The 24,594-nt window shown below is 73.5% G+C and carries 19 protein-coding genes, 1 pseudogene and 1 riboswitch; of the genes and pseudogenes, 8 read left to right on the top strand and 12 right to left on the bottom strand.

Annotation, left to right across the window (positions count from 1 at the left end; all coding sequences use genetic code 11):
• Positions 1-207: 207 nt before the first annotated feature.
• From Q8R60_17550 to Q8R60_17520, 7 genes and pseudogenes are all read right to left on the bottom strand, one after another.
• Positions 208-1,752, bottom strand: a complete 1,545-nt coding sequence (locus tag Q8R60_17550; protein MDP3714282.1) for a hypothetical protein — start codon at positions 1,750-1,752, stop codon at positions 208-210.
• Between the two features lie 84 nt (positions 1,753-1,836).
• Positions 1,837-2,274, bottom strand: coding sequence for an NlpC/P60 family protein (locus Q8R60_17545; protein MDP3714281.1), 438 nt, complete (start codon positions 2,272-2,274; stop codon positions 1,837-1,839).
• A gap of 51 nt (positions 2,275-2,325) precedes the next feature.
• Positions 2,326-2,459: riboswitch (cyclic di-AMP (ydaO/yuaA leader) on the bottom strand.
• A 186-nt stretch (positions 2,460-2,645) separates the two neighbouring features.
• Positions 2,646-3,050 carry a hypothetical protein gene (locus Q8R60_17540; GenBank protein ID MDP3714280.1) on the bottom strand — a complete coding sequence of 135 codons (405 nt, stop codon included), beginning with the start codon at positions 3,048-3,050 and terminating at the stop codon, positions 2,646-2,648.
• 14 nt (positions 3,051-3,064) lie between these two features.
• A complete protein-coding gene (murJ, locus tag Q8R60_17535; GenBank protein ID MDP3714279.1) occupies positions 3,065-4,678 on the bottom strand; it encodes a murein biosynthesis integral membrane protein MurJ in 1,614 nt (537 codons plus the stop codon).
• Positions 4,675-6,972 carry a DUF6049 family protein gene (locus Q8R60_17530; GenBank protein MDP3714278.1) on the bottom strand — a complete coding sequence of 766 codons (2,298 nt, stop codon included), beginning with the start codon at positions 6,970-6,972 and terminating at the stop codon, positions 4,675-4,677. Before Q8R60_17530 ends, murJ begins: the two co-directional genes overlap by 4 nt.
• Positions 6,969-7,637, bottom strand: coding sequence for an NUDIX hydrolase (locus Q8R60_17525; GenBank protein MDP3714277.1), 669 nt, complete (start codon positions 7,635-7,637; stop codon positions 6,969-6,971). The genes Q8R60_17530 and Q8R60_17525 overlap by 4 nt, the downstream gene beginning before the upstream one ends.
• Before the next feature lie 77 nt (positions 7,638-7,714).
• Positions 7,715-8,098 (bottom strand): annotated as a pseudogene (locus Q8R60_17520) (YbaK/EbsC family protein).
• A gap of 145 nt (positions 8,099-8,243) precedes the next feature.
• Here Q8R60_17520 and Q8R60_17515 point away from each other — a divergent pair.
• Together Q8R60_17515 and Q8R60_17510 are read left to right on the top strand one after the other, a co-directional pair.
• Positions 8,244-9,677 carry a CCA tRNA nucleotidyltransferase gene (locus Q8R60_17515; protein ID MDP3714276.1) on the top strand — a complete coding sequence of 478 codons (1,434 nt, stop codon included), beginning with the start codon at positions 8,244-8,246 and terminating at the stop codon, positions 9,675-9,677.
• Positions 9,678-9,767: 90 nt separating this feature from the next.
• Positions 9,768-11,033, top strand: a complete 1,266-nt coding sequence (locus Q8R60_17510; protein MDP3714275.1) for a hypothetical protein — start codon at positions 9,768-9,770, stop codon at positions 11,031-11,033.
• A 13-nt stretch (positions 11,034-11,046) separates the two neighbouring features.
• Here the strand turns inward: Q8R60_17510 and Q8R60_17505 are convergent, their stop codons facing one another.
• Positions 11,047-12,360, bottom strand: coding sequence for an MFS transporter (locus Q8R60_17505; GenBank protein ID MDP3714274.1), 1,314 nt, complete (start codon positions 12,358-12,360; stop codon positions 11,047-11,049).
• 50 nt (positions 12,361-12,410) lie between these two features.
• Here Q8R60_17505 and Q8R60_17500 point away from each other — a divergent pair, with 50 nt between their 5' ends.
• The 3 genes from Q8R60_17500 (at position 12,411) to Q8R60_17490 (ending at position 15,987) form a co-directional block, all read left to right on the top strand.
• Positions 12,411-13,721, top strand: coding sequence for a hypothetical protein (locus tag Q8R60_17500; protein MDP3714273.1), 1,311 nt, complete (start codon positions 12,411-12,413; stop codon positions 13,719-13,721).
• 160 nt (positions 13,722-13,881) lie between these two features.
• Positions 13,882-14,787 (top strand): NAD(P)-dependent oxidoreductase, encoded by a 906-nt coding sequence (locus Q8R60_17495; GenBank protein ID MDP3714272.1) that lies wholly within the window; start codon positions 13,882-13,884, stop codon positions 14,785-14,787.
• A gap of 72 nt (positions 14,788-14,859) precedes the next feature.
• Entirely contained in the window at positions 14,860-15,987 is a 1,128-nt protein-coding gene (locus Q8R60_17490) for an NADH oxidase (protein ID MDP3714271.1), read from the top strand.
• Positions 15,988-16,001: 14 nt separating this feature from the next.
• On the opposite strand, the gene Q8R60_17485 is transcribed toward Q8R60_17490, so the two are convergent.
• The 4 genes from Q8R60_17485 to Q8R60_17470 all read right to left on the bottom strand — a co-directional run bounded on the left by Q8R60_17485 (position 16,002) and on the right by Q8R60_17470 (position 19,446).
• Positions 16,002-16,268 (bottom strand): hypothetical protein, encoded by a 267-nt coding sequence (locus tag Q8R60_17485; protein ID MDP3714270.1) that lies wholly within the window; start codon positions 16,266-16,268, stop codon positions 16,002-16,004.
• A gap of 161 nt (positions 16,269-16,429) precedes the next feature.
• Positions 16,430-17,332: a DUF4394 domain-containing protein gene (locus Q8R60_17480; protein MDP3714269.1), complete on the bottom strand. Its 903-nt coding sequence runs from the start codon at positions 17,330-17,332 to the stop codon at positions 16,430-16,432.
• 400 nt (positions 17,333-17,732) lie between these two features.
• Positions 17,733-18,863, bottom strand: a complete 1,131-nt coding sequence (locus Q8R60_17475; protein MDP3714268.1) for an inositol-3-phosphate synthase — start codon at positions 18,861-18,863, stop codon at positions 17,733-17,735.
• Positions 18,856-19,446, bottom strand: a complete 591-nt coding sequence (locus Q8R60_17470) for a PadR family transcriptional regulator (protein ID MDP3714267.1) — start codon at positions 19,444-19,446, stop codon at positions 18,856-18,858. The genes Q8R60_17475 and Q8R60_17470 overlap by 8 nt, the downstream gene beginning before the upstream one ends.
• A 272-nt stretch (positions 19,447-19,718) precedes the next feature.
• Between Q8R60_17470 and Q8R60_17465 the strand changes: the two genes are divergently transcribed.
• The 3 genes from Q8R60_17465 to Q8R60_17455 all read left to right on the top strand — a co-directional run bounded on the left by Q8R60_17465 (position 19,719) and on the right by Q8R60_17455 (position 24,466).
• The gene (locus Q8R60_17465) at positions 19,719-21,635 is read left to right on the top strand and encodes a S8 family serine peptidase (GenBank protein ID MDP3714266.1); all 1,917 of its coding nucleotides are present in this window, start codon (positions 19,719-19,721) and stop codon (positions 21,633-21,635) included.
• A gap of 163 nt (positions 21,636-21,798) precedes the next feature.
• Positions 21,799-23,580: a S8 family serine peptidase gene (locus tag Q8R60_17460; protein ID MDP3714265.1), complete on the top strand. Its 1,782-nt coding sequence runs from the start codon at positions 21,799-21,801 to the stop codon at positions 23,578-23,580.
• A gap of 106 nt (positions 23,581-23,686) precedes the next feature.
• Complete coding sequence (locus tag Q8R60_17455) at positions 23,687-24,466, top strand: alpha/beta fold hydrolase (GenBank protein MDP3714264.1); 780 nt, start codon at positions 23,687-23,689, stop codon at positions 24,464-24,466.
• Positions 24,467-24,594 lie beyond the last annotated feature (128 nt).

Raw genomic sequence — 24,594 nt, 5'->3', positions numbered from 1 at the left:
ACTCGACGTGGTCGGCACACGTCGCCGACGGGCCTTGCTGCACTGCACGCACTCACCGTGCACTGCACGGACGCGAGTCTTTCGTGTTGAGCGTGTGCACTGCACGCGGGCGGCGTGCAGTGCAGCAAGGAGCGCGCGTGGTGTGCCTGGGGTTCGGGCGGGGTGTCTGAGGTGCGGCTGGGTGCCCGGCCCCTGACCGGGAGGCGGTCAGCGGACGAGGACGAGCTCGTTGATGCCTTCCTGGAAGCCGTCCCCGGCGCGGGGGAGCTTGGTGATCCACACCAGCAGGTAGCGAGCGGTGGTCCCGGCCGGCACGGACAGGCGTACGACGCCGCGGGCGTCCGCCTTGCCGGCGACCCGGCGCAGGTCGGGGGCGTCGTCGGGCTCGGTCGAGCCGATCCGCACCTCAACGTCACTGCCGCCGGTGGTGAGCGCGACGTCGACGCGGGTCAGCGGCGTCGCGACCCCCAGGTCGACGAGCAGGCCGACGCCCTGCTTGAGCCCACCGAAGGACGCGGTCTTGTAGACCGAGGTGAGCCACGCGGTGCTGACGTCGGTGTCGGTGGCGTTGGCGACCTCCGAGGGCCGCTCGCCACCGTCGCTGCCCTGCGGGTCGAAGTCCCGGACGGTCACGCCTGCGGCGTCCAGCGGGATCCGGACCGGCTTGGCGGTGGCTCCCGGCTGGCTCGCGGGCGTCGGCTGCACGAGCGCGTCGAGCTCGCTGCCGGCCTGCGCGGGGAGCTCGCCGACGGCTTTGCCGAGCGCGTAGGTGCCGCTCGCGAACAGCGCGACGAACACCAGCGAGGCGACCCAGGGCACGGCCCGGCGCCACGGCTGCGGTGGCCCGGACTCTACGGTCACCACGGAGCGGGTCGGCTCGACCGGTTCCGGGGGGACGGAGTGCGCGAGGGCCGCGGCGAGGGCCCGCGGGTCGGACGGGCCCGACCCGGCGCCGCCGACAGGCAGCAGCGCGCGGGTGACGACGGCGTCGAGCTCGCGCGGGACGGCTGCCCTGACCTGCCGGGGGCTGTAGCTGCGACGGTCCCGGCCGGGCGCCGCGGGCACCCCCTCGGCGGGCTGCGGCGTCGCGTCGGAGGGCCAGCGGGCCGTGAGCAGGGCGTAGGTGATCGCGGCGAGGTCGCGGGTGTCGGCGGCCACGGCCTCGGGGTCGAGCGCCGTGACGGCACCGGTGGCGACTGCGGCTGCGACGGCGGTGTCGGTGACGACCAGCCGCCCCGCGGGCGTGACGCGCAGGCTGCCCAGGTGCAGACGTCCGTGCGCCGCCCCGCTGGCGTGCGCGGCGGCGACGGCCTCGCAGGCCTGCACGGCCAGCCGTACCGCCTCGGGCGGTTCGAGGGCGCCGTCGGCGAGCAGCTCCGACAACGGTCGACCGTCGACCCACTCGCTGACGACGTAGGCCACGTCGGCACGGGTGCGGCCCACGCGGCGCTCCTCGATCGCGGCGTCGTAGACGCGCGCCAGGCCCGGGTGCGACAGCCCGCTCGCGACTCCCGCCGCCTCGAGGAAGGGGCCGGCCGCGGTGGCACCGGCGCGCCCCGCGGCCGGCAGCACCTTCACCGCGACGGGGCGGGCGAGCACCTCGTCGACCGCCCGCCACAGCGCGCTGCCGTGCTGGCCCTCCAGCGGGTCGGCGACCGCGTCCTCGAGCCGGTAGCGGCCGGCGAGGACGTCACCGGGGTGGAGCACCGCGGTCGTGGGGCCTGCGGCGACCAACCGGACCTCCTCGCGCACGGGCCGGGACGCGGGAAGGCCCGGGCGTCGCCACTGTAGGGCGCACGCACCGGGCCTTCCGTCGTACCTGCCGGTGAGGGCCTGTCAGGTCACGCGGCCCACGACGTAGTTGGAGCTGTAGAGCGACTGCAGCTTGACGACGTCGCCGGACTTCGGGGCGACGTACCACTTGCCGCTGCCGTTGTAGATCCCGACGTGGGTGATGCGGCCGGAGCTGTTCTTCATGAAGACCAGGTCGCCGGTGCGCTTCTGGGTCTTGGCGACCTTGTGGATCTTGGAGTACTGCTGGGCGCTGTTGTGCGGCAGCGACTTGCCGAAGCGCGAGAAGACGTAGAGCGTGAAGCCGCTGCAGTCGAAGCGCGACGGGCCGGTGGCGCCGTAGGAGTACGGCTTGCCTACGTGGCGCTTGGCCTCGGCGACGGCCTTCTCGCCGAGGGTCGTCGCGGCGCTGGCCGGCGCGGCGGTGGTGCCGACGAGCAGCGAGCCCAGCAGGGCGGTGAGCAGGAGGAGCAGTGCGGGCACGCGGACAGCCCGCGTGAGGGCATGGGTGAGCAAGGGGTCCCTTCCAGCCGCCTGCGAGGTGAGCTGTCGGGTTCGGGCTGGAAGGTGCGAAGGTGCCCGGCCGCGTCGTGCTGGTGCGGCTTCACCCCGAGGGATCGCGAGGATCCCGAGGAACCTGTGGGTCCCCCGCTCCTGCCCCGGAGTCGTATGGCGCCCTGGTGGTCGGGGGGCAGGACTCGGCGTTCCGACCGGGCGGTTCTTGGGGGGTGCCAGACGTGGCAGGAGCCGTCCCCGTCAGGGGGCGGCGCCACGACCGACGCTACGTCGAGTGCCGCGGGGTGTCCACCCGTTTGGCGCAACATCCCCCACGAGTGTGACGGGTGTCACTCGCCTCAGGCGGGGCGGGCGGTGCCCGATGCGGTCACGGTGGTGAAGCGGCGCAGCGGGCCGACCTTCTCCATGATGAGCGTCGCGGCCTCGCGGCGGTAGGTCAGGGTCACCGTGCCGTCGGTGAGGCAGCTGAAGCCCTCGGGGTCGACGAGGTCACCGTTCTCGAGCGCTACGGCGTACGCGGCGTCGTACGCCTTCTGCACGTTGCCCTTGGTGGACTGGCAGACGTCGCTCGCGGCGCGCGCGGCGGTGCCGGCGCGGTCGGCCGCAGTGAAGTTCGCCGACACCAGCGAGATGCCGTCGAAGACCACCAGGCCGACGAGCGACAGCGTCACGGTGAGCTTGGTCAGCCAGCCCAGCACGATCGAACCGGCATCACGGGTGCCGGGCGCACAGGGGATCTCCACACCGGGAAGATCGGTCAGGACCGGGGGCGCCTTGAGATCCTGGCCAGGACCGGTCCCGCGACCTCGTCGACCTCGGGGACCCGGACCCGACGCGCGGCGGCGGCGTAGCCGAGCACCAGCACCGGTCCGGCCACGGCGAGCACCGCCAGTGACGTGAGCGGCCCCGGGTCGGTGAGCCGCCCGACGGTCGCCACCACCAGCGCCGCCGCGAGAGCCGGCAGCAGGGCGGCGACCACGCAGCGCACGGCGGTGCGCACGACGTGGGCCTGCGGCGCGCGGGGCACCTGACGGGTCAGGACGCGGGTGCAGACCGCGAGGCCGACGACGAAGGACAGGGCCTGTCCCGCGGCCAGCCCGACGACCTTGAGCCGGTCCGGCAGCACGGCGTAGAGCGCGAGGTCGGCGGCCACGAGGGAGGCGTTGACGCCCAGGTTGACCAGGGTCGGGGTACGGGTGTCCTGCAGCGCGTAGAAGGCCCGCAGCTGGAGCTGGTAGGTCGAGAACGCCGTGAGCCCGACCGCGAAGACAGACAGCAGTACGCCGATGAAGCGGGCCTGCTCGACGGTGGTCTCCCCGTGGGCGAAGACGACCGTGGCGAGGTCGCGGCCCAGCACGACGTAGGCGACGGCGGCCGGCACGAGCACCGCGACGGTGAGGCGCAGGCCCCGGTCGAGGTGGTCGCGCAGGTCGCCCAGCCGGTCGTCCGCGGCCGCCCGCGACATGGCCGGCAGCAGCGCGGTGATGACGCTGACCGCGACGACGGCGTGCGGCAGCTGCCAGAGCAGGAAGGCCGCGACGTAGGATGGGTAGCCGCGGCCGGCCTCGACGAGCCGGTCCTCGGTGGCCAGCCGCACGACCACGACGTAGGCGAGCTGGTTGGCGACGACGTAGAGCAGCACCCAGCGCGCGAGCCGGCCGACCTGGCCGAGCCCGGAGCCGCGCAGGCCCAGCCGCGGGCGCAGCCGGAAGCCGCTCGCCTTGAGCGACGGCAGCAGCGCGACCGTCTGGGCGACGATGCCGAGGGTCGTGCCGATGCCGAGCAGCGCGACCTGGGCGTCGGTGATGGTGCCGGCCCGCAGCGGGTTGGTCCCGGGCAGCAGGAGGAACGCCAGCCCGGTCGCGATGACGACGACGTTGTTGAGCACGGGAGCCCACATCGGCGGGGCGAAGCGCCCGCGGGTGTTGAGGATCGCGCCGAGCACCGCCCCCGCGCCGTAGAAGAGCACCTGCGGCAGGAAGAAGCGGGCGAAGAGCACGGCGAGCTCCTGCGCGTCCTCGTCGAGCCCGGCGGAGTAGAGCGACACCAGCTGCGGCGCGAAGACGACGAGCAGGACAGCGGTGGCGCCGAGCACCAGCACGACGAGGGTGAGCAGCCGGTTGGCGAAGGCCTCGCCCTGGTCGTCGGACTCCTTCGCGGCGCGGACCAGCAGCGGCACGACGACGCTGGTGAGGATCCCGCCGAGCAGCAGCTCGTAGACGATGTTGGGGGCGGTGTTGGCGACCGTGTAGGCAGCGCCGACCGACTGCACGCCGAGGACCGCCGTGAGGACCGCGGTCCGCAGGAATCCGGTGGCCCGTGACGCGACGGTGCCGACCGCCATGCTGCGGGCCGAGCCGAGCAGCGTCACGCGGGGTCTGTGCCTGGGTCAGCCGGATCGGCCGGGTCGGCCGGGTCGGTCGGGTCGGTCGCGCGGGCCGGGCGCAGGGCGCGTCGCGCGATCCGGACGCCCGCGGCGACGAGCAGCCCGGCAGCGCCGAGCCCGGTCAGGGCCAGCGCCAGCCGGCCGTAGCGCGTGGACCGGACCACGATGCGGGTGCTGTCGGCGAAGGGGCGCATCTCGCGGTCGAGCAGCTGGGCCTCGACGACGAACTGCCCGGACACCAGCGCCTCGACCTCGAGGTCGAGCTGCTGGACGCTCTCCGGCATGAGCGTCACCTCGGGACTGGTCTCCACCGACAGCCGCGCGGCCGGGGCCGACAGTCGCACCCGGACCGTCACCGGCTGTCGGGTGGCGTTTTGCAGGTTGACGCGGATCGTGCCCTTGTCGGAGGTGAGGGTGACCTTCTTGTTGGCGCGCAGCGTCACCTGCTCGCGCAGGCTCTTCACGTCCTCCTGGAGCAGCGCGAGCAGCTGCCGCGCCTGACCGGGCGCGTCGCGCCAGGCCGAGGACTCGGCCCGCAGCCGGGCCCGCAGGAGCCGCTGCTTGGTGCTCGTGGCCGCCTCGCCCGGGTCGAGCACCGCGTTGGTCAGCTGGTCGGCGTCGCGCCGGACCGCGGCGAGGGCCCGCAGGTAGGCCTGGGAGACCAGCGGCCCGGCTGCCAGCCCCGCCTCGACCGTCCCGGTCGTCTCGGGCTCCCGAGGCTCCGACGGCGCAGAGGTCCCGGGACAGGCGTCGTGCCCGGCGACCACGTCGCGCAGGGAGACCGGGCACAGCCACGGCACCCGGCCCGTGTCGGCGATGACGGCCGCGGCGACGGCCTGCGGGACCGTGCCCCGGCGCGGCGGTGCGACCACCAGCGTCCGGCTCAGCGACGGGCGTTCCGCGACGATCATGGCGGTCTCGACGAGCCAGCGCTGCTCGGCCAGCCGGGGCCCCTTGCCGCTGTTCGCGGGACCGGGCACCAGCAGTCGCGACAGCGCGTCGTCGATGACCAGGCCCGTGACGTCGCGGCTCACGGTGCTGGTCAGCTCGACCCGCGCGTCGGGGGCGTAGTCCGGCGGGACCGGCGGGGGCGGCAGCGCGGTCTCGTCGAGCAGGACGGCGCTGGTCTGCGGACCGAGCGAGGCCTCGAGGGCTGCCTGCGGCAGCGGCCCCGCGGGCGGCCACGCGACGTTGAGGACCGAGGTCTGCCCGAGCACCTGCTGGGCCACGGTCGCGCCGAGGGTCCGGGCGGTCGCGACGTCGACGTCGAGGTCGGCGTCACGGGTGAGAGCCACGACGTCGGGGTCGGCGTAGGGCAGCACGACGAGGTCGGTGCGGGCCAGCCCGAGGTCGTCGCGCAGGGAGCCCAGCCAGCCGCGGGCGGCCGCCGAGGCCGGCCTCGCCTCCCGGCCGCCGTCGACGAGCAGGTCCCAGGGTCGGGTCAGCGCCTCGGCGCCGAAGAGCAGGTCGGGGTCGACGGCGTAGGTGAGCGGCACCTGGACCGGGGCGGTGCAGCGCGGCGGAGGGCTCGTGACGGTCGCGTCCGGCGGCGCCTCGGCGACGTCGTCGCACTTGCCCTGCCCCCCGGACTGGGCGCCCACCACCAGCTGCGACAGCCGCCCGCCGCTGTCGAGGCTCGCGGGCAGCGACTCGTCGACCACGACCTCCCGGGGCGCCCGGGTGGGTCGGTCCGACAGCGGCCACACCCACGCGATCCGTGTGGGCTGGGGCGGCCCCTCGGGGAACCACGGGAGGTAGGTCTGGACCAGTCCGAGCTGCTCGCGCGACCCGCCGTCGTCCACGACCCCGCGGGCGCGCACGCCGAAGGGGTAGGCGCCGAGCTGGCCGAACCCGAGCCGCCCCACCCGCAGCCGGATGTCGAAGCGCTGCGTCTCGCCGGGCGACAGCTCGTCGTCGTCGGGCACGACGGCTGTCGCGACCGGCCGCAGCGCGGGCGGCTCCTCGTCGGCCTGCGCCAGGTCGCCGCGGCTCTGCAGCCGGTCGCCGACCATGAGCCGCAGCTCGAGCCGCCGCACCGGTTGCGTCCCGGTGTTGCGGACGGTCCCGGCGACCTGCAGGAAGGCGGCCGGGTCGGACAGGAAGCGCGGCGCGAGCTTGGCGACGGTCACCTCGACCGGCGCGTCGTCCGTCACGGGGGTCGGGGACGGCGCCGCCAGGGCGAGCGACGGCAGCAGCGCGACTGTGGCCAGTGTCGCGACGAGGGGTACGCCGAGGGCGCGTCGTCGCGCACCGCCCCGGCGCAGGACGCCCTCGGTCACGCCGTCTCGGCGAGCAGCTCGGGGACCCTCTCCAGCAGCCGCCGCTCGTCGGCGTAGGCGAGCCGCTCGGAGAGCTCCGCCATCGGCACCCACGCCACCTCGCTCACCTCGACGTCGGCGTCGGACAGCTCGAGGCCGTGCTCCGGGTCGACGGCGACGAGCAGGTAGTGGTGGACCGTCTTGTGGATACGCCTGCCGTCAGCGACGAACCAGAAGTCGATGGTGCCGAGCTTGCCGACCACCTGACCGAGGATCCCGGTCTCCTCACGCACCTCGCGCACCGCGGCCTGCTGCTCGGTCTCGCCCTGCTCGAGGTGACCCTTGGGCAGGGACCACAGCAGCCGCCCGCGCCGGTCCAGCCGGCCGATGAGCGCCCCCCGGGCGGCGCCGGACAGGCTGTCGAGGACCAGCCCCCCGGCGCTCGTCTCGTCCACCCGGCGCAGCGGTCGCCGCGGCGGCGGCGAGGGGGTGGGAGCCATCGGACCACAGTACGGCGGTCGACGGTCCGCCTCGCTCAGCCGACCGTGCGGGTCCCGGGGTTGCGGCGGTGCGGGTCGCGCGGGGTGGGCCGCGGGGTGCCCCGTGGGCCGGTGGACCGACGGGCGTCGCGCTTGCCCTGGAGCGCGCCCTCCATCGAGATCACCTGCGCACCGTCGACCCGCCAGTCGCCGGTGCCGACGAGGGGAAGGGGCGTGAGCGCCGCGACCCGGGCGCGGCTCTCGACGAGCAGGTCACGCAGGCCGACCGCAAGCGCCGTACCGCTCTCTCCCGTCGCGCAGAACCTCAGCGTCTCGGAGCGGTGCGCCAGCGCACTGTCGGCCAGCAGGACGACGTCCTCGGGGAGGCCGAGGGGGGACACCAGGGACGCTGCGTAGCCGGTGTGGGTGCTGATCTCGTCGGGCGTGGCGGGCCGGATCGTGCCGGCGTCGAGGGCAGCGCCGACAGCGGTCTCGTCCGGAGCGTCGCCGGCGCGGACGGCGACGGCCACCAGGTGCACCGCCGACCCGTCGGGGGTGCGGGCGTCGGTGACGCGGAAGCACCGGACGGCGACGCACTCGCCGGGCTCGACGGACAGCAGGCGCGGGAGGTCGTCGGAGCCGGCGGCGTGGCCGCGCAAGCGGACCACCTCGTGCGGGATGCCACGGGACAGCAGGCGGCGGTGCAGGTCGAGCGCGGTCTTCACAGGGATGCGTTGCCCCTGCCCCCGTCGCTGAAACGCACGGCTAGGCTTGTGTCCCGTGTCCGCTCTCAGCGCCTCCCAGGCCAGTGCCGTGGGCGCGGCCGTCCAGGAGCTGATGCGGGTCTCCCCGGTGGCCGTCGAGCTCGGTGAGCGCTTCGCGGCCGCGGGCCACGCCCTCCACCTCGTAGGCGGCTCGGTGCGCGATGCCCTGCTCGGGCGGCTCGGCGACGACCTCGACTTCACGACCTCGGCCCACCCGGGCGAGGTCGCCGCGCTGCTCGAGGGCTGGGCCGAGGCGACCTGGGACACCGGCATCGCCTTCGGCACGGTGGGGGCGCTGCGCCAGGGCTTGCGCCTGGAGATCACGACCTACCGCGCCGAGGCCTACGAGCCGGGCTCCCGCAAGCCCGCGGTGGAGTTCGGCACCTCGCTGCACGAGGACCTGCTGCGCCGAGACTTCGCCGTCAACGCGATGGCGGTCGCGCTGCCGGGATGGACCGCCCCCGACGCCTTCGTCGACCCCTTCGGCGGGATGGACGACCTCGCCGCCGGCGTCCTGCGCACGCCCGGGTCGCCGGAGCTGTCCTTCGGTGACGACCCGCTGCGGATGCTCCGCGCCGCCCGCTTCGCCGCGCAGCTCGGCTTCGAGGTCGCGCCCGACCTCGTCACCGCGATGACCGAGATGGCCGACCGGCTCGAGATCGTCTCGGTCGAGCGGATCGCCGGTGAGCTGAGCAAGCTGGTCTGCGGCGCCCACCCCCGCCGAGGTCTGCAGCTCCTGGTCGACACGGGGCTGTCACGCCTCGTGCTCCCGGAGCTGCCCGCGCTGCGCCTCGAGATCGACGAGCACCACCAGCACAAGGACGTCTACGAGCACACCCTGCAGGTGCTCGAGCGCGCCGTCCGGCTCGAGCAGGACGGCCCCGACCTGGTGCTGCGCCTCGCCGCTCTCCTCCACGACATCGGCAAGCCGCGGACCCGCCGCCACGAGGCCGGCGGGGGCGTGTCCTTCCACCACCACGAGGTCGTCGGCGCCCAGATGGCCCGCAAGCGGCTCAAGGCGCTCGCCTACGGCAAGGACGTCGTCGAGCCGGTCTGCCTGCTCATCGAGCTCCACCTGCGCTTCCACGGCTACGGCGCCCAGGGCGCCTCCGCCTGGACCGACTCGGCCGTACGCCGCTACGTCACCGACGCGGGGCCCGAGCTGCTGCGCCTGCACGCGCTCGTGCGCAGCGACTGCACGACCCGCAACCGCCGACGGGCCGCCGCGCTCGCCGCCTCCTACGACGACCTCGAGCGGCGCATCGCCGAGCTGTCGGAGAAGGAGGAGCTCGGTCGCATCCGGCCCGACCTCGATGGCCACGCCGTGATGACCCTGCTCGGGATCCCCGGCGGGCCGCTGGTCAAGCAGGCGCTCGCGCACCTCAAGGAGCTGCGGATGGAGCACGGCCCGCTGGGTGAGGAGGCGGCGACCGAGGAGCTGCTGCGCTGGGCCGCCGAGCAGGGGATCGCGCCCGCGGGCTGAGCCCGGCGTGCGCCGCAGTGCCCGACACGCAGTCGGGCTAGTCACTAATGACCATGGCGACGGCCGTCGCGGGCTGGGACCATAGGGCGCATGACGGACGGGAGCGGACAGACCGCACCGAACCGGCGGCTGCCACGCGCGGTCGCGGTCGGTGGCGCTGTCGTGCTGTCCGCGGGCCTGCTCGCGTCGCTCGCGCTGACTGCGCTCGGCCGTGACACCGCCGACGCCGCGACCGTCCTCACCGTCGGCCGGCTGGTCGACGTCACGCTCGCCGACGGCACCCCCCTCGAGCTCGCGGACGGCGACGAGGTGCCGCGCGGTGCCACGGTCGCCACGAAGGCCGGTGGCGCGGCGCAGCTGACGACCCGTGGGCGCGAGGTCCTGCTCGGTGCCTCGACGGCGGTGACCGTCGTCGACGGTGCCCGCCAGGAGCTGCGGCGCGGCCTGGTGCTCGTCGACGCCACAGACGCCCCCGGCGTCGAAGTCGGCACCACCGCCGCTGCCGTGCGGGTCGCCGCTGACGCGCTGACCCGGCTCGAGCGCGGCCAGGCCGCGGTGCGGGTCGCGGTCTTCCGCGGCGACACCGACGTCCGCTCCGCCGGCCGGGCCGGCACCCGCACCGTCGAGGAGCTCTTCCAGGTGCAGGTCCCCTACGGCGGCCTCACCGGCTCGACGACGCCGCTCGTGCTCACCGGCGACGCGTGGGAGCAGCGCTACGCGCTCGACCTCGTCCAGGACGACCGCGGCCTGCGCGCCCTGTCGGCCGGCCTCGACGCCAGCGCCGACGACGCCGACGCGGTCCTCACGACCGTGCCGGCCGGACTGCGGGTCACGGCCGTGACGGCGGACCCCGGCGCCGCCCGCGGCGAGACGCTCGTGTCCTACCTGCTCGCGACCGCTGCCGCCCGCGGCGGTGCCCGGGTGGACGACCGCTACGCCACGGTGCGCGGCTACCGCCGCGCCGGCGGGTCCTGGGGCGTCGTCGCGGCGCTCGTCGAGGGAGGGGCCGACGGCGCGAGCAGCGCCCTCGACGCCCTGCTCGACCCCGAGGGCACCCTGGTCGCCGGTCCGGACGGCAACTCGGTCGACCCGGTCGACGTGCTGCTGCCGCCCGACGCCTCCGACCCGTCCGTGTCCGCGACTCCGCGCCCGACCCGGCCCACCGACCCCACGACCGATCCGCCGACGACCGATCCGCCGACGACCGATCCCGACCCGGTCGCCGACCTCGTCGACCTCGTCGACACGTTGCTCAGCATCGTCCCCTCGCCCTCGGCGACCCCGCTCGTGCCCGCCGTCGTCGGTGGCGTCACCGGCACGGTCGGTGCTGTGGGCGACACCCTGACCGGCCGCTGAGGCCGGGACCCGCTCAGCGGGTGATGACCGGCTCGGGTGGCTCGCTCGCCGCCCGACGCGCCGTCGCGACCGCGTAGAGCAGCGACGTCACCGCGTAGCCGCCGGCCACCACACCGATCACGGCGTACGACTTGCCGTCGTCGGGGAGCAGGACCGCGCTCACGGCCGCGGCGGAGACGAAGCTGAGGTTGAAGGCGGTGTCGTAGAAGCTGAAGACGCGGCCGCGGAAGTCGTCGTCAACGGACTCCTGCACCAGGGTGTCGACGCAGATCTTGGCGGCCTGTGCGGCGAAGCCGAGGAAGAGCGCGGCGACGAGGAAGGCGCCGTGGGTGTAGGGCATCCCGAAGGCGACTTCGATGACGGAGGCCACGGCGAAGACCACGATGATCCAGCGCTGCGTGCCGATCCGGCGGGTGACGGCGGGCGTGACCAGGGCGGCGCACAGCCCCCCGACGGCGGCGGCGCCGGCGACCTGGGCCAGCCCGCCGAAGCCGTCGTCGCGCTGCCGGCCGAGGAAGCCGTCGTCGGTGTAGAGCAGCAGCGTGGCGACCGTGGACAGGCCGTAGAAGAAGCGGTGCGCGCTGATCGCGCACAGCGCCCGCAGCGCCGGGCCGCGCTCGCGGACGTGGGCCGCACCCTGGGCGACGCCGAGGGCCACGCCGCGCAGGGCCGTGCGCACCGAGCGGTGGTCGACGACCGACGGGCCGAGCAGGTCGGCCGCGATGCGGGTCGCGAGCAGGCCGGCCAGGAGGTAGGCGGCCGCAGCGACCAGGCCCGTGCGGGCGGCGCCGAGGTCGTCGTCGCCCCAGACCTCGCGCAGCACGACGGCGAGGACGCCGCCTACGGCGTAGGCCCCGCCGCCGAGGGTCGGCGACAGCGAGTTGGCGACGACCAGGCGGCGCTCCTCGACGACGTGCGGCAGCGCGGCCGAGAGCCCGGAGAGGACGAAGCGGTTGACCGACACGACCAGCAGCGCGACGGCCTGCACGAGCGGGGCGGTCGGTCCCTGCAGGGCGAGCAGCGTCGCGAAGACTACGACGAGGCCGGCCCGGACGGCGTTGGCGTTGCGCAGCACCCGCTGACGGCGCCACCGGTCCAGGAAGACCCCGGCGAAGGGCCCGACGACGGAGAAGGGGAGCAGCAGCACCGCGAAGGCGCTCGCGGCCTGCCCGGCCGAGGTGGCGCGCTCGGGGTTGAAGAAGACGGCGGCGAACAGCGCGGTCTGGAACAGCCCGTCCCCGAGCTGCCCGACCAGCCGCACCCGCAGCAACCGACGGAAGTCGAGGACCCCGACGACCTCTCTGAGCGGGTGGTCGGCGGACAGCACCTCGACAGGCTAGACAGGAGACGGTGCGGTGCCCGTCGAAGACCAGACCCATGACCCGCCTCACCACGCGAGCCACGACCTCGCTCGCCGCCGCTTTGGCCCTCGCTGCCCTCGGTGCCCTCGCGGTCCCCGGTTCCGCCGCCCCGCCCACGGGCGCGCCCGGTCCCGGCTACATCGCGACGTCCAACGTCACCCATGTGCTGACGGTGCCGCTCGACACCGACATCGCCGGCGGCCGCCTGGTGGGCAAGGACTTCTTCGTCCGCACCGCCAAGGGCATCACGGTCTACGACGCGACCAACCCCGCGCTGCCGACGCCGAAGGGCTTCGTCGCCGTCCCCGCAACTCCCAACCAGGAGCGAGAGGACATCGACACCAACGGCAAGATCCTCGTGACGGGTCAGTCCTACGACGGGATCCTCTACGTCGTCGACATCCGCAACCGCACCGCACCGACGATCCTGTCGGTCCTCCCCGGCGCTGCCGGCCACACCAACACCTGCGTGCTCGACTGCACCTTCGTCTACTCCTCCGAGGGCGACATCGTCGACCTGCGCGACCCAGCGGCGCCGAAGCTCCTGCCGCAGAAGTGGAACCGCGTCTCCGGTGCGCGCACCGGCCACGACCTCACCGAGGTCCGTCCCGGCTTCCTTGTCGCAGCCAGCAACCCGGTCGCCTACCTCGACGCCCGCAACCCGGTCGCCCCCACGCTGCTCGCCTCGGGTGTCGTCCCCGACAACCTCTACGTCCACGGCACCGCCTGGCCGCGCGCAGGCAAGGACCGCTTCATCCTCGCCGGCACCGAGACCGGCGTCGGCTGCCAGGGCGAGCTCGGCACCTTCAACGTCTTCGACACCAAGAACATCAAGAAGAAGGCCCTCACCCGCATCGGTGGCTATGCCCTCGAGCGCGGCCTGCCTACCGACCTCAAGGGCCAGGCCCCGGTGGCGCAGCACTGCGGCCACTGGTTCGACGTGCACCCGTCCTTCAAGGACGGTGGACTGGTCGCCATGGCCTGGTACACCTCCGGCGTCCGCTTCCTCGGCGTCTCCTCGAAGGGCGTCGTCGAGGAGCGCGGTTTCTGGCAGCCGCTGCCCGGCCAGAGCTCCGCGGTCTACTGGGTCTCCCCCGACACCGTCTGGGTGACCGACTACACCGCCCGCGCCATCGACGTCCTGCGCTTCGACACCAAGGCGCCCGCGGAGAAGGACGCCGCGCTGCCGGGCCGCTTCTACCCCGCGGGCACCGGCCCGGTGACCACCCACGCCGCCGACCACCACTCGGTCGCCGCCCTCGCCGACAAGTGGGTCTGCCGCCCCGCCGGCGCCGTCGCCCCCCTCGGTCGCCCCACCGCCGCGTAGGTCTTCCGGCGTACGACGGCAAGGCCCGCTCCCGCGCCTCCACTCCGATGATCAACAGGCGATCTGCACGCGACCCGTCGGCGCGTCCCGTGCAGAGCGCCTGTCGATCATGACCGGGAGGAACCGGGTCCGCCGCCGCACCTCCGCGGTAGGAAGGCCTATGCGCATCTTCTTCACCGGTGGCAGCGGCAAGGCCGGCCGGCACGTCGCGCCGTACCTCGCCGAGCAGGGCCACCACGTCACCAACGCCGACCTCGTCCCGCTGGGGCACCCAGCGGTCGCCGACCTCCGGGTCGACCTCACCGATGCCGGCGAGACCTACTCGGCGCTCGCGGGGCTGGCGACCTTCGACGAGCTCGACCTGCCGGCGAAGCCCACCTACGACGCCGTCGTGCACTTCGCCGCGGTGCCGAGGATCCTGCTCACCTCGGACGCTGCGACGTATGCGACGAACGTCCTCAGCACCTACAACGTGCTCGAGGCGGCGACCCGGCTGGGGGTGCGCAAGATCGTGTTCGCGTCGTCGGAGACGACCTACGGGATCTGCTTCGCGCAGGGCGAGCGGCGCCCGCTCTACGTGCCGGTCGACGAGGACCACCCGACGGTCCCCGAGGACTCCTACGCGATGTCGAAGGTCGCGGGCGAGGTGACGGCGCGCTCGTTCCAGGCCCGCACCGGGGCGGACGTCTACGGCCTACGGATCAACAACGTCATCGAGCCGCACGAGTACGCCGAGAGCTTCCCCGCCTTCCTGGCCGACCCGTCGCTGCGGCGCCGCAACCTGTTCGCCTACATCGACGTCCGCGACCTGGGCCAGCTGGTGCAGCGCTGCCTCGTGACCGACGGGCTGGGCTACGAGGTCTTCAACGTCGCCAACGCCGACATGTCCGTCGCGGCGACGACGCGGGAGATTCAGGAGCGCTTCTACGACGGGGTGGAGGTACGTCGGGAGATGGGCCGCGACGAGACCTTCTACGCCATCGACAAGGCCCGCGACCTCCTCGGGTTCGCCCCGCGTCACTCCTGGCGCGAAGTCCTGGCCGACCCTGGGGCTGGGCATGGCTGAGGGCCAGCACCGTCGGCTCTGAGGTCCGTTGGACCAGCTCCCCTCCAGCGGGCGTGCGTAGAGTCCGGCGGCATGACCGAGCCGACCGCCCTACCCACCGAGCAGCGCGTCATCCGCCGCGTCGTGACCGCCGAGGGACAGGTCGTGGTGACCCTGGAGACCGCCCCGGTCCCCGAGCCCCGCGACGGTCAGGTGCTGGTGCGGGTCGAGGCCGCGCCGCTCAACCCGTCCGACATCGCCGTGCTGCTCGCCGGTGCCACCGTCGCAGAGGCGCGGCGGGATGGCGACACCCTCGTGGTCCCGCTCGCCGAGGGCGCGCGAGGCATGCTCTCCTCGCAGGTCGGAGAGCCGACCGTGGTCGGCAATGAGGGGGCCGGTGTCGTCGTTGCGGCCGGTGCCGGCGCGGAGGGCCTGCTCGGCCAGACCGTCGGTTTCCTCGCTGGAGGCGCGTACGCCGAGTACCGCCTGGTCCCGGCGATGATGTGCCTGCCCCTTCCGGAGGGGACCGACCCTCGCGACGGCGCCTCCTGCTTCGTCAACCCGCTGACGGCGCTGGGCATGGTCGAGACGATGCGCCGCCAGGGCCACACGGCGCTGGTGCACACGGCGGCCGCCTCCAACCTCGGTCAGATGCTCACGAAGATCTGCCTCGAGGAGGGCATCGGGCTCGTCAACGTCGTCCGCCGCCCCGAGCAGGCCGACCTGCTGCGCGGGCTCGGGGCCGAGCACGTCGTCGTCAGCAGCGCCCCGACGTACCAGGACGACCTGACTGACGCCGTCGCCGCGACCGGGGCCACCCTCGGCTTCGACGCGATCGGTGGGGGTCGGACGGCAAGCGACCTGCTCATGGCGATGGAGGCCGCCGCGATCCGTAACGGCGCTGCCGCGACCGGCTACGGCACGACGGTCCACAAGCAGGTCTACGTCTACGGCGGGCTCGACGTCGGCCCGATCGTCGTCAACCGGACGTTCGGCTTCTCGTGGGGCGTCGGCGGGTGGCTGCTCACGCCGTTCCTCGGGACGTTGTCGATGGACGACCACGCCCGGCTGCGGAAGCGCGTCGTGGACGGCCTCACGACGACCTTCGCAAGCAGCTACTCCGACGAGGTCTCGCTCGACGGGCTCCTCGACCCGGCGACGGCGCAGGCCTACGCCCGGCAGGCGACCGGCAGCAAGTACCTGGTGCGCCCACAGTCCTGACAGCCGCCGGTCGGTCAGCGGGTCGGGACGGGGACCCGCTCCCTCGTGACGTAGTAGGCGACGATGCCGAAGGGGCCGGTCAGCAGGAAGGCCAGCAGCCACAGCGCCACGGAGCGCCCGCGCCGCTGCGCATCGACGAGCGCGACCACCGCGAAGGTCACGACGACGACCAGGACCGCGAGGCCGACGACCAGCTCGAAGGCCGCCGGATAGAGGGGGTTGATGGTGTCCTCGCTGGCGCGCCAGCCGTGGCCGGCACCTGCCGTCGTACTCCTGCTCATGAGGCCGACCTCTCGAGGTGCGCGACGAAAGCGGTGACCGTACCTCCGCCACGGACGTGCCAGGGAGGTACGACGAATGGCCTGTCGTTCCCCGCACACGACGAGGCCCGGCCCTCCCGGGGTCACGGGGAGGGCCGGGCCGTCGGCGAACGGCGCGGGTGCTACTGGTTGTAGACGACCGCCAGGTCGGTGACCGCCTTGTCAAGCGCGCCGAGCGCAGTCGCTGCACCGGTCGTGAGGGAGACGGCGTAGAGACCCGCAGCGCCCCCGACCTCGAGCACGGCGAAGGCCTGGTCAGCGCCGGAGACGGCCTTACCGTCGGTGCCCAGCGGCGAGTAGATGTCGAAGCCGACGACGTCAGTGGTGTCCACGCCCAGCGAGCCCACGGCCACAAGCGCTCCGGCGTTCGGCGGGCTCTGGATGACCAGCTGGTCCCTCGCCGTGTCGAGGTCGTACAGCACTGTCCCGGTGCCGGCGGGAGGCGCTCCGTCGGCGTCGTTGTTCGTGTAGGCAGCGCCCGTCACGTCGACCGCAGCGGTACCGCCGGTGTTGGTACCGCCGGTCGTGCCGTTACCGGCCGTCGTCGTGCTCGGTCCGTAGACCAACGACCCGTCGACGATGGTAATGCCCCCTGCGTTGACGTTGTGGCGGAGGTTCTGGCCGGTGTCGCTGATGATGCGGAGGCGGTCGGCGGCCGGGTTGAAGTCCACGCCGAAGCTCTCGCCGGTGAGCGCAACGGTGAGCTGGGAGACCTTGGTCGCGACACCGTCGGACGCGAGGGTGTAGATGCCGCCGCCCGTGCCGACGCCGTAGAGCTTGCCGTCCTGCGGCCGGAAGTCGATGCCGACCAGCCCGGTGTCGTCGCCGGTCAGGCCGGTGACGCGCGGGCCGCCGCGAGTCTTGCCGCCCTCGGCGAGGTCGATGCGGACGAGCTTGTCGTCGCCGACGAGGCCGATCGCCGACAGGCCCGTCGGGGCGGGGTCGGCCGTCGCGCTGCTCGCGAGGCCGGTGACGCTCGCGCCAGCCAGGGCCAGGGCGAGCAGTGCGGTCGAGGTCTTGCGCATGCGGTGCTCCAGGGGTCAGGTCCGGAGGCGGGGGAACGGCGTCGGTGCCGTGGCCTCTGTCGGTGCTTACGCCGCACGGGCCTGACCGGTTCACCCGGTTCGCGTAGTTCGTCCAGCGTTCACGCTCCGCCGGTCGGAGCAGCGGGCAGGTCAGGGCGCTCGCTGTCGGCCGCCCTGCGGCGTACGCCTTGCGTGGTCGAGCCGGATCGGGTGGGTTCCCTCGGCGTGTCGCGGGAGGGCGCGCCGAGAAAAGCCACCCAACCCGCGGAGGGCAGGCGGCGCGGGGGGCAGGCGGCGCGGGGCGCGCGGGGACGCGCGACGTGGGCGGGACGCGCGACGGCCCGGCAGCCCCACGAGAGGGGCGGCCGGGCCGGCGGGCAGTGCAGTGACGAGCGAAGAACTAGCGGGCGGTGGCGTCCTCGGCCGCGTCGCTGACGAACTGACCGAGGTCCTTGCCCTCGATCCACGCCTCAAGCTGGTCCTTGGCGATGTCGTCGCGGACCTGCTTGGGCGGGGACTTCATGAAGTAGGTCGAGGCCGCGTGGACGGGGCCACCCTGGCCGCGGTCCATGGCGATCTTGGCGCAACGCAGCGCGTCGATGATGACGCCGGCGCTGTTGGGGCTGTCCCAGACCTCGAGCTTGTACTCGAGGTTCAGCGGGACGTCACCGAAGGCGCGGCCCTCGAGGCGGACGTAGGCCCACTTGCGGTCGTCGAGCCACTGGACGTAGTCCGACGGGCCGATGTGGACGTTGCGGGCGCCGAGCTCGTGCTCGAGGTTGGACGTCACGGCCTGGGTCTTGGAGATCTTCTTGGACTCCAGGCGGTCGCGCTCGAGCATGTTCTTGAAGTCCATGTTGCCGCCGACGTTGAGCTGGTAGGTGCGGTCCAGCACGACGCCGCGGTCCTCGAACAGCTTGGCCATGACGCGGTGCGTGATCGTCGCGCCGACCTGGCTCTTGATGTCGTCACCGACGATCGGGACACCGGCGGCGGCGAACTTGTCGGCCCACTCGGGCGTGCCGGCGATGAAGACGGGCAGCGCGTTGACGAAGCCGACCTTGGCGTCGATGGCGGCCTGCGCGTAGAACTTCGCGGCCTCCTCGGAGCCGACCGGGAGGTAGCAGACGAGGACGTCGACGCGGGCGTCGCGCAGGGCCTGGACGACGTCGACGGGCTCGGCGTCGCTCTCCTCGATCGTCATCCGGTAGTACTTGCCGAGGCCGTCGAGGGTGACGCCGCGCTGGACGGTGACGTCCATCGGGGGCACGTCGGCGATCTTGATGGTGTTGTTCTCGGACGCGCCGATCGCCTCGGACAGGTCGAAGCCGACCTTCTTGGCGTCGACGTCGAACGCCGCGACGAACTCGATGTCGCTGACGTGGTAGTCGCCGAGGGTCACGTGCATGAGCCCGGGGACGCGGCCCTGCGGGTCGGCGTCGCGGTAGTACTCGACGCCCTGGACGAGCGACGCGGCGCAGTTGCCGACGCCGACGATGGCAACGCGGATCGGCGTGCGGTTGTTACCCATTCGTGGGCTCTCCCTGAGTGGTCGTGGTGCGTTGACTGGGGACGTTGGAGCGCTCGGCGTCGATGAGCTCGGTGAGCCACCTGACCTCGCGCTCCACCGACTCCAGCCCGTGCTCCTGCAGCTGGAGGGTGTAGCGGTCGAGCCGACCGCGACTGCGGTCGAGCCCCGAGCGGACGCCCTCACGGCGCTCCTCGAGGCGGGTCCTGCGGCCCTCGAGGATGCGCACGCGCACCTCGGGGGCGGTCTGGCTGAACAGCGCGAAGTGCACGCCGAACGTCTCGTCCTCCCAAGAGGAAGGACCCGCCTCGGCGAGCAGCTCCTGGAGCTTCTCCTTGCCGTCGGCGGTGAGCTTGTAGACGACCTTGCCGCGCCGCCCGGTGAGCGCCGGGGCGCCGGCGACGATCGCCGCGTCGGGCTCGTCCTCCGCGATCCAGCCGGCGTCGCGCATCCGGCGCAGGGTCGGGTAGAGGGAGCCGTAGGAGAACGCCCGGAACGTCCCGAGCGTGGCCTTGAGCCGCTGGCGCAGCTCGTAGCCGTGCAGCGGCGCCTCGTGGAGGAGGCCGAGGACGGCGAGCTCGAGCATCGGTGCGTCCCCTTCCGTCGCGGGCGATGTATCGCGGCGATACATCGGTCTGTCAGGACGAACAGTACGTCCCCGCCACAGGTCGCGCAACAGCGGGCGTCCCCGGCGCGTCGTGACGGTGCACACAGGGCGACCAGCAGGTGGGCGGCAGCGAACGGACGATCCGCGCGCGAGGAAGATCGCCGCGCGCCGTTGATCTGTCAGGAGCGCGCCTCGCGGGACGATCTCCACCCCCTCAGCCCAGCCGCCTCACGGCAGACAAGGACGCTCACGTGACCCGAGCCCGACCCCTCACCGCGCTGCTCGCCGCCGCCGTCGCGGCGGGCGCCGGCACCACCGTGCTGGCCCTGGCCCCGAGCGCCGCCACGGCCGCACCACTGCTCGATGCCAGCGCCGCCACCCGCAACGCCGGTGCGGTCGTCGCCGGCCAGTCCTACGACCAGGTGCTGGTGCACTTCGCCGCGACGAGCCCCGCCGCCTCGTCGGGCGCCGTCGTCGACCGGCTGGCCGACGCCGCCGCGCAGGCCGCGCTCGCGCCTGCTGGGGCGGCGCTGGGCCACGACCTCACCGTCGTACGCCGGATGAGCACCGGTGGGGTGGTCGTCTCCACGGGCACCGCGCTCGACGCCGCCGCCACCGACGCCCTGCTCGACGCGCTCGCCGCGGCCCCGGGGGTCGCCTTCGCCGAGCCGGACAGCCGGATGACGATCGCGCTGGCGCCCAACGACCCGAGCTACGCCGCGCAGTGGCACTACTCCGAGCCGCTGGCCGGGATGAACCTCCCGACCGCCTGGGACACCGCCGACGGCACGGGCGTGACGGTCGCCGTCATCGACACCGGCTACACCGACCACAGCGACCTGCTGCCCAACATCGTCGCGGGCTACGACTTCATCAGCTCCTCCGCCGAGGCGCGCGACGGCAACGGCCGCGACGCCGACGCCCACGACCAGGGCGACTGGAGCGGGCTGCTCGACTGCGTCGGCGGCACCGGCTCCAACAGCTCCTGGCACGGCACCCACGTCGCCGGCACCATCGCCGCGGTGACGGGCAACGCCAAGGGCGTCAGCGGCGTCGCCTTCAAGGCCAAGGTCCAGCCGGTCCGGGCGCTGGGGCGCTGCGGAGGCACCATCTCCGACATCGCCGACGCCATCACCTGGGCCTCCGGCGGCGCCGTCGTGGGCACCACCGCCAACGCGACCCCCTCCAAGGTCATCAACATGAGCCTCGGCGGCAGCGGCTCGTGCGGCGCGGCCTTCCAGAGCGCCATCACCGGCGCCAACAACCGCGGCACCACCGTCGTCGTGGCCGCCGGCAATGAGAGCAGCAACGCCAGCGGCTACCAGCCGGCGAGCTGCACCGGCACGGTCGTCGTCGCGTCCAGCGACCGCCAGGGCAATCTCGCCTCCTACTCCAACTTCGGCGCCGTCGTCGACCTCACCGCCCCGGGTGGCGAGACCGCGACGCAGGCCAACGGCGTGCTGTCGACGCTGAACTCCGGCACCACCACCCCGGCCGGGGAGTCCTACGCCTACTACCAGGGCACCTCGATGGCCTCGCCGCACGTCGCTGGCCTCGCCGCCCTGGTCCTGGGCGAGAAGGCGCACACCCCGACGCAGCTCGAGGCCGTCCTCAAGGCCGGCACCCGCGCGCTGCCCGGCACCTGCTCCGGCGGCTGCGGCACCGGTCTCGCCGACGCGACCAAGACGATCGCCTCGCTCGGCCCGGGCCCGTCCCCGACGGCCAGCCCGAGTGCCACGGCGTCCCCGACCGCGACGGCGAGCCCGACCGCCACGGCCACGCCGACGGCCACCGCCACCACGGCCCCTCCGGCGCAGACGCTGTTCACCAACAGCGCCGACTACCCGATCGCCGACCTGTCGACGGTCGAGTCGCCGATCACCGTCACCGGCCGCACCGGCAACGCCCCGTCGTCGCTGCAGGTCCCGGTCGACATCAAGCACACCTACCGCGGTGACCTGCAGGTCGACCTCATCGCCCCGGACGGCACCGCCTACCGGCTGAAGTCCACCTCGACCGGCCTCTTCGGCGACGGGGCCGACAACGTTATCCAGACCTTCACCGTCGACGCCTCCAGCGAGGTCGCCAACGGCACCTGGAAGCTGCGCGTGCAGGACGTCGCCTCCGGCGACACCGGCTTCATCGACAGCTGGAGCCTGCAGTTCTGACCGACTGACACCCCGTACGACGACAGGGCGCCCGCTCACTGAGCGGGCGCCCTGCGTCGTACCCCGATCTGTCCCTCTTGGGGGGTGACAGGGAGGCCGGCGCGGCCCTACGTTCGCGCGATCCCGGCCCCCTCCCGGGCTCGACCACGAGGAGCATCCCTACGTGACCACCCCCCTCACCCGCCGGAAGGCGGCTGCGACCACCGTCGCCGTCGTCGTCGCGGCGCTCGGCACCACCCTGCTCACGACCCCGTCCGTCAGCGCCGCGCCCCAGGCTGACAAGTCCAAGACCAACGCGGGCGCGACTGCCGCGGGCGCCACCTACGACCGGTTCATCGTCCACTTCGCCGACGGCGCCGCCGCGGCCACCGACGACGCCGCCGCGCAGGCGACCGCCGACGAGGTCGGCAAGGCGGAGGGCCGCCGGCTCACCGTCACCAAGCGGCTGTCCACCACCGGCGCCGTCGTGCAGGTCGACGCCGGCCTCGACAAGGACAAGGCCGACAAGCTCATCGCGCGCTTCGCCGAGAAGTCCGAGGTCGCCTTCGTCGAGCCCGACGCGGTGATGACCGCGACGCTCACGCCCAACGACACCAACTACAACCTGCAGTGGCACTACCACGAGGCCGTGGCCGGGATGAACCTCCCGACCGCGTGGGACACCGCCGACGGCGCCGGCGTCAACGTCGCCGTCCTCGACACCGGCATCACCGCCCACCCCGACCTCGACGCCAACGTCGTCGGTGGCTACGACTTCGTCAGCAGCGCGACCAACGCACGCGACGGCAACGGCCGCGACAGCAACGCCGCCGACCAGGGCGACTGGTCCGCGGCCGGCGAGTGCGGCGCCGGGTCGCCCGCGTCCAACAGCTCCTGGCACGGCACCCACGTGGCGGGCACCATCGCCGCGGTCAGCCGCAACGCCTCCGGCGTCGCCGGGGTCGCCTTCGCGTCGAAGGTCGTGCCGGTGCGCGTCCTCGCCAAGTGCGGCGGCACGCTGGCCGACATCGCCGACGCCATCACCTGGGCGTCCGGCGGCACGGTCAGCGGCGTGCCCGCCAACGCCAACCCCGCCAAGGTCATCAACATGAGCCTCGGCGGTGGCGGCACCTGCGGTGCGACCTACCAGAACGCCATCAACGGCGCGGTGGGTCGCGGCACCACCGTCGTCGTCGCGGCCGGCAACAGCAACGCCAACGCGGCGAACTACCAGCCGTCGTCGTGCACGAGCACCGTCGTCGTCGCCGCGTCGGATCGTGAGGGCAACCGCGCGAGCTACAGCAACTACGGCACGATCGTCGACGTCACGGCCCCCGGCGGTGAGACCGCAACCCAGGCCAACGGCGTGCTGTCCACGCTCAACACCGGCACGACGGTCCCGGCCAACCCGGCCTACGCCTACTACCAGGGCACCTCGATGGCGACCCCGCACGTCGCCGGCCTCGCGGCGCTCGTCCTCGGCGAGAAGGCGCACACCCCGGCGGAGCTCGAGTCGGTCCTCAAGGCCGGCACCCGCGCTCTCGCGGGCACCTGCTCGGGCGGCTGCGGCACCGGTCTGGTCGATGCGACGAAGACCATCGCGTCGCTCACCGCACCGGCCGGCGCGACCTTCACCAACAGCGCGGACTACGCCATCGCCGACGGCGCGACCGTCGACTCGCCGGTGACGGTCAGCGGCCGCACCGGCAACGCGCCCACCACCACGCAGGTAGCGGTCGACATCCGCCACACCTACCGGGGCGACTTGCAGGTCGACCTCGTCGCCCCCGACGGCACGCTCTACCGGCTGAAGTCGATCAGCTCGAGTGACAGCGCCGACGACGTCATCGCGACCTACACCGTCAACGCCTCGAGCGAGGTCGCCAACGGGACCTGGAAGCTGCGGGTCTACGACGCCTACGCGGGCGACACCGGCTACATCAACAGCTGGAGCATCACCGTCTGACCGCCCCGACCGTCTGACCGTACGAACGACGGGGCGCCCGCCCAGCGGGCGCCCCGTCGCATGCGGCCCTGACCGATAGCGTGCGTCGGGACGACGAGGGAGGGCCGTGAACGAGGGACCGCCGCTGTTCGCGCAGCACATCGGCGACAGCGGACCGACGGTGGTGTTCCTGCACGGCCTGTTCGGCCAGGGCAAGAACTTCACCACCGTCGCCAAGGCCCTCGCGCCCGACCTGCGGTCGCTGCTGGTCGACCTGCCGAACCACGGCCGCTCGCCGTGGACGGGCACCACGGCCTACCTCGCCGCCGCCGACGCCGTCGCCGCCACCATCCGCGCGCAGGCTGACGGACCGGTGCACGTGGTCGGCCACTCGATGGGCGGCAAGGTCGCGATGGTCCTCGCGCTGCGCCACCCCGAGCTCGTCGACCGGCTGGTCGTCGTCGACATCTCGCCTGCACCGAGCGACGGGTCGGCGGAGTTCGAGCACCTGCTGGGCAGCCTGCAGCGACTCGACCTGACAAGGGTCACGCGGCGCGCAGAGGCGGACGAGCGGTTGGCCACCGACATCCCCGACGACCGCGTGCGCGGCTTCCTGCTGCAGAACCTGCGGAGTGGCCCGGACGGTTGGCACTGGCAGGCCGACCTCGCGCTGTTGTCCCGCGAGCTGCCGACCATCGCCTGCTGGCCAGACGTCTCCGGGACCTTCGAGGGCCGAGTGCTCTGGCTCGCTGGGGACCGCTCCCCCTACGTCCGTCCCGAGCACGCCGCGCCGATGCGGGCGCTGTTCCCCCGGACCGTGCTCGTGACCGTCAAGCAGGCCGGGCACTGGCTGCACTCGGAGCAGCCCGAGGCGTTCACCTCCGCGTTGCGCACCTTCCTGCTCTGACGTCCTGCTCTGACGTCCTGCACGGCCGCCGACGTGCAAAGCGGTCATGTCGGACTACAGACAGCGGGCGTCCAGCGGGCCTAGCCTCCCGTCACCGGGGCAGGTCCCGGGCTGCTCCGAGAGGCACC

The sequence above is a fragment of the Mycobacteriales bacterium genome (assembly GCA_030697205.1).
Lineage (GTDB): Bacteria > Actinomycetota > Actinomycetes > Mycobacteriales > SCTD01 > JAUYQP01.
This window is presented reverse-complemented; position numbering and strand designations above follow the sequence as displayed.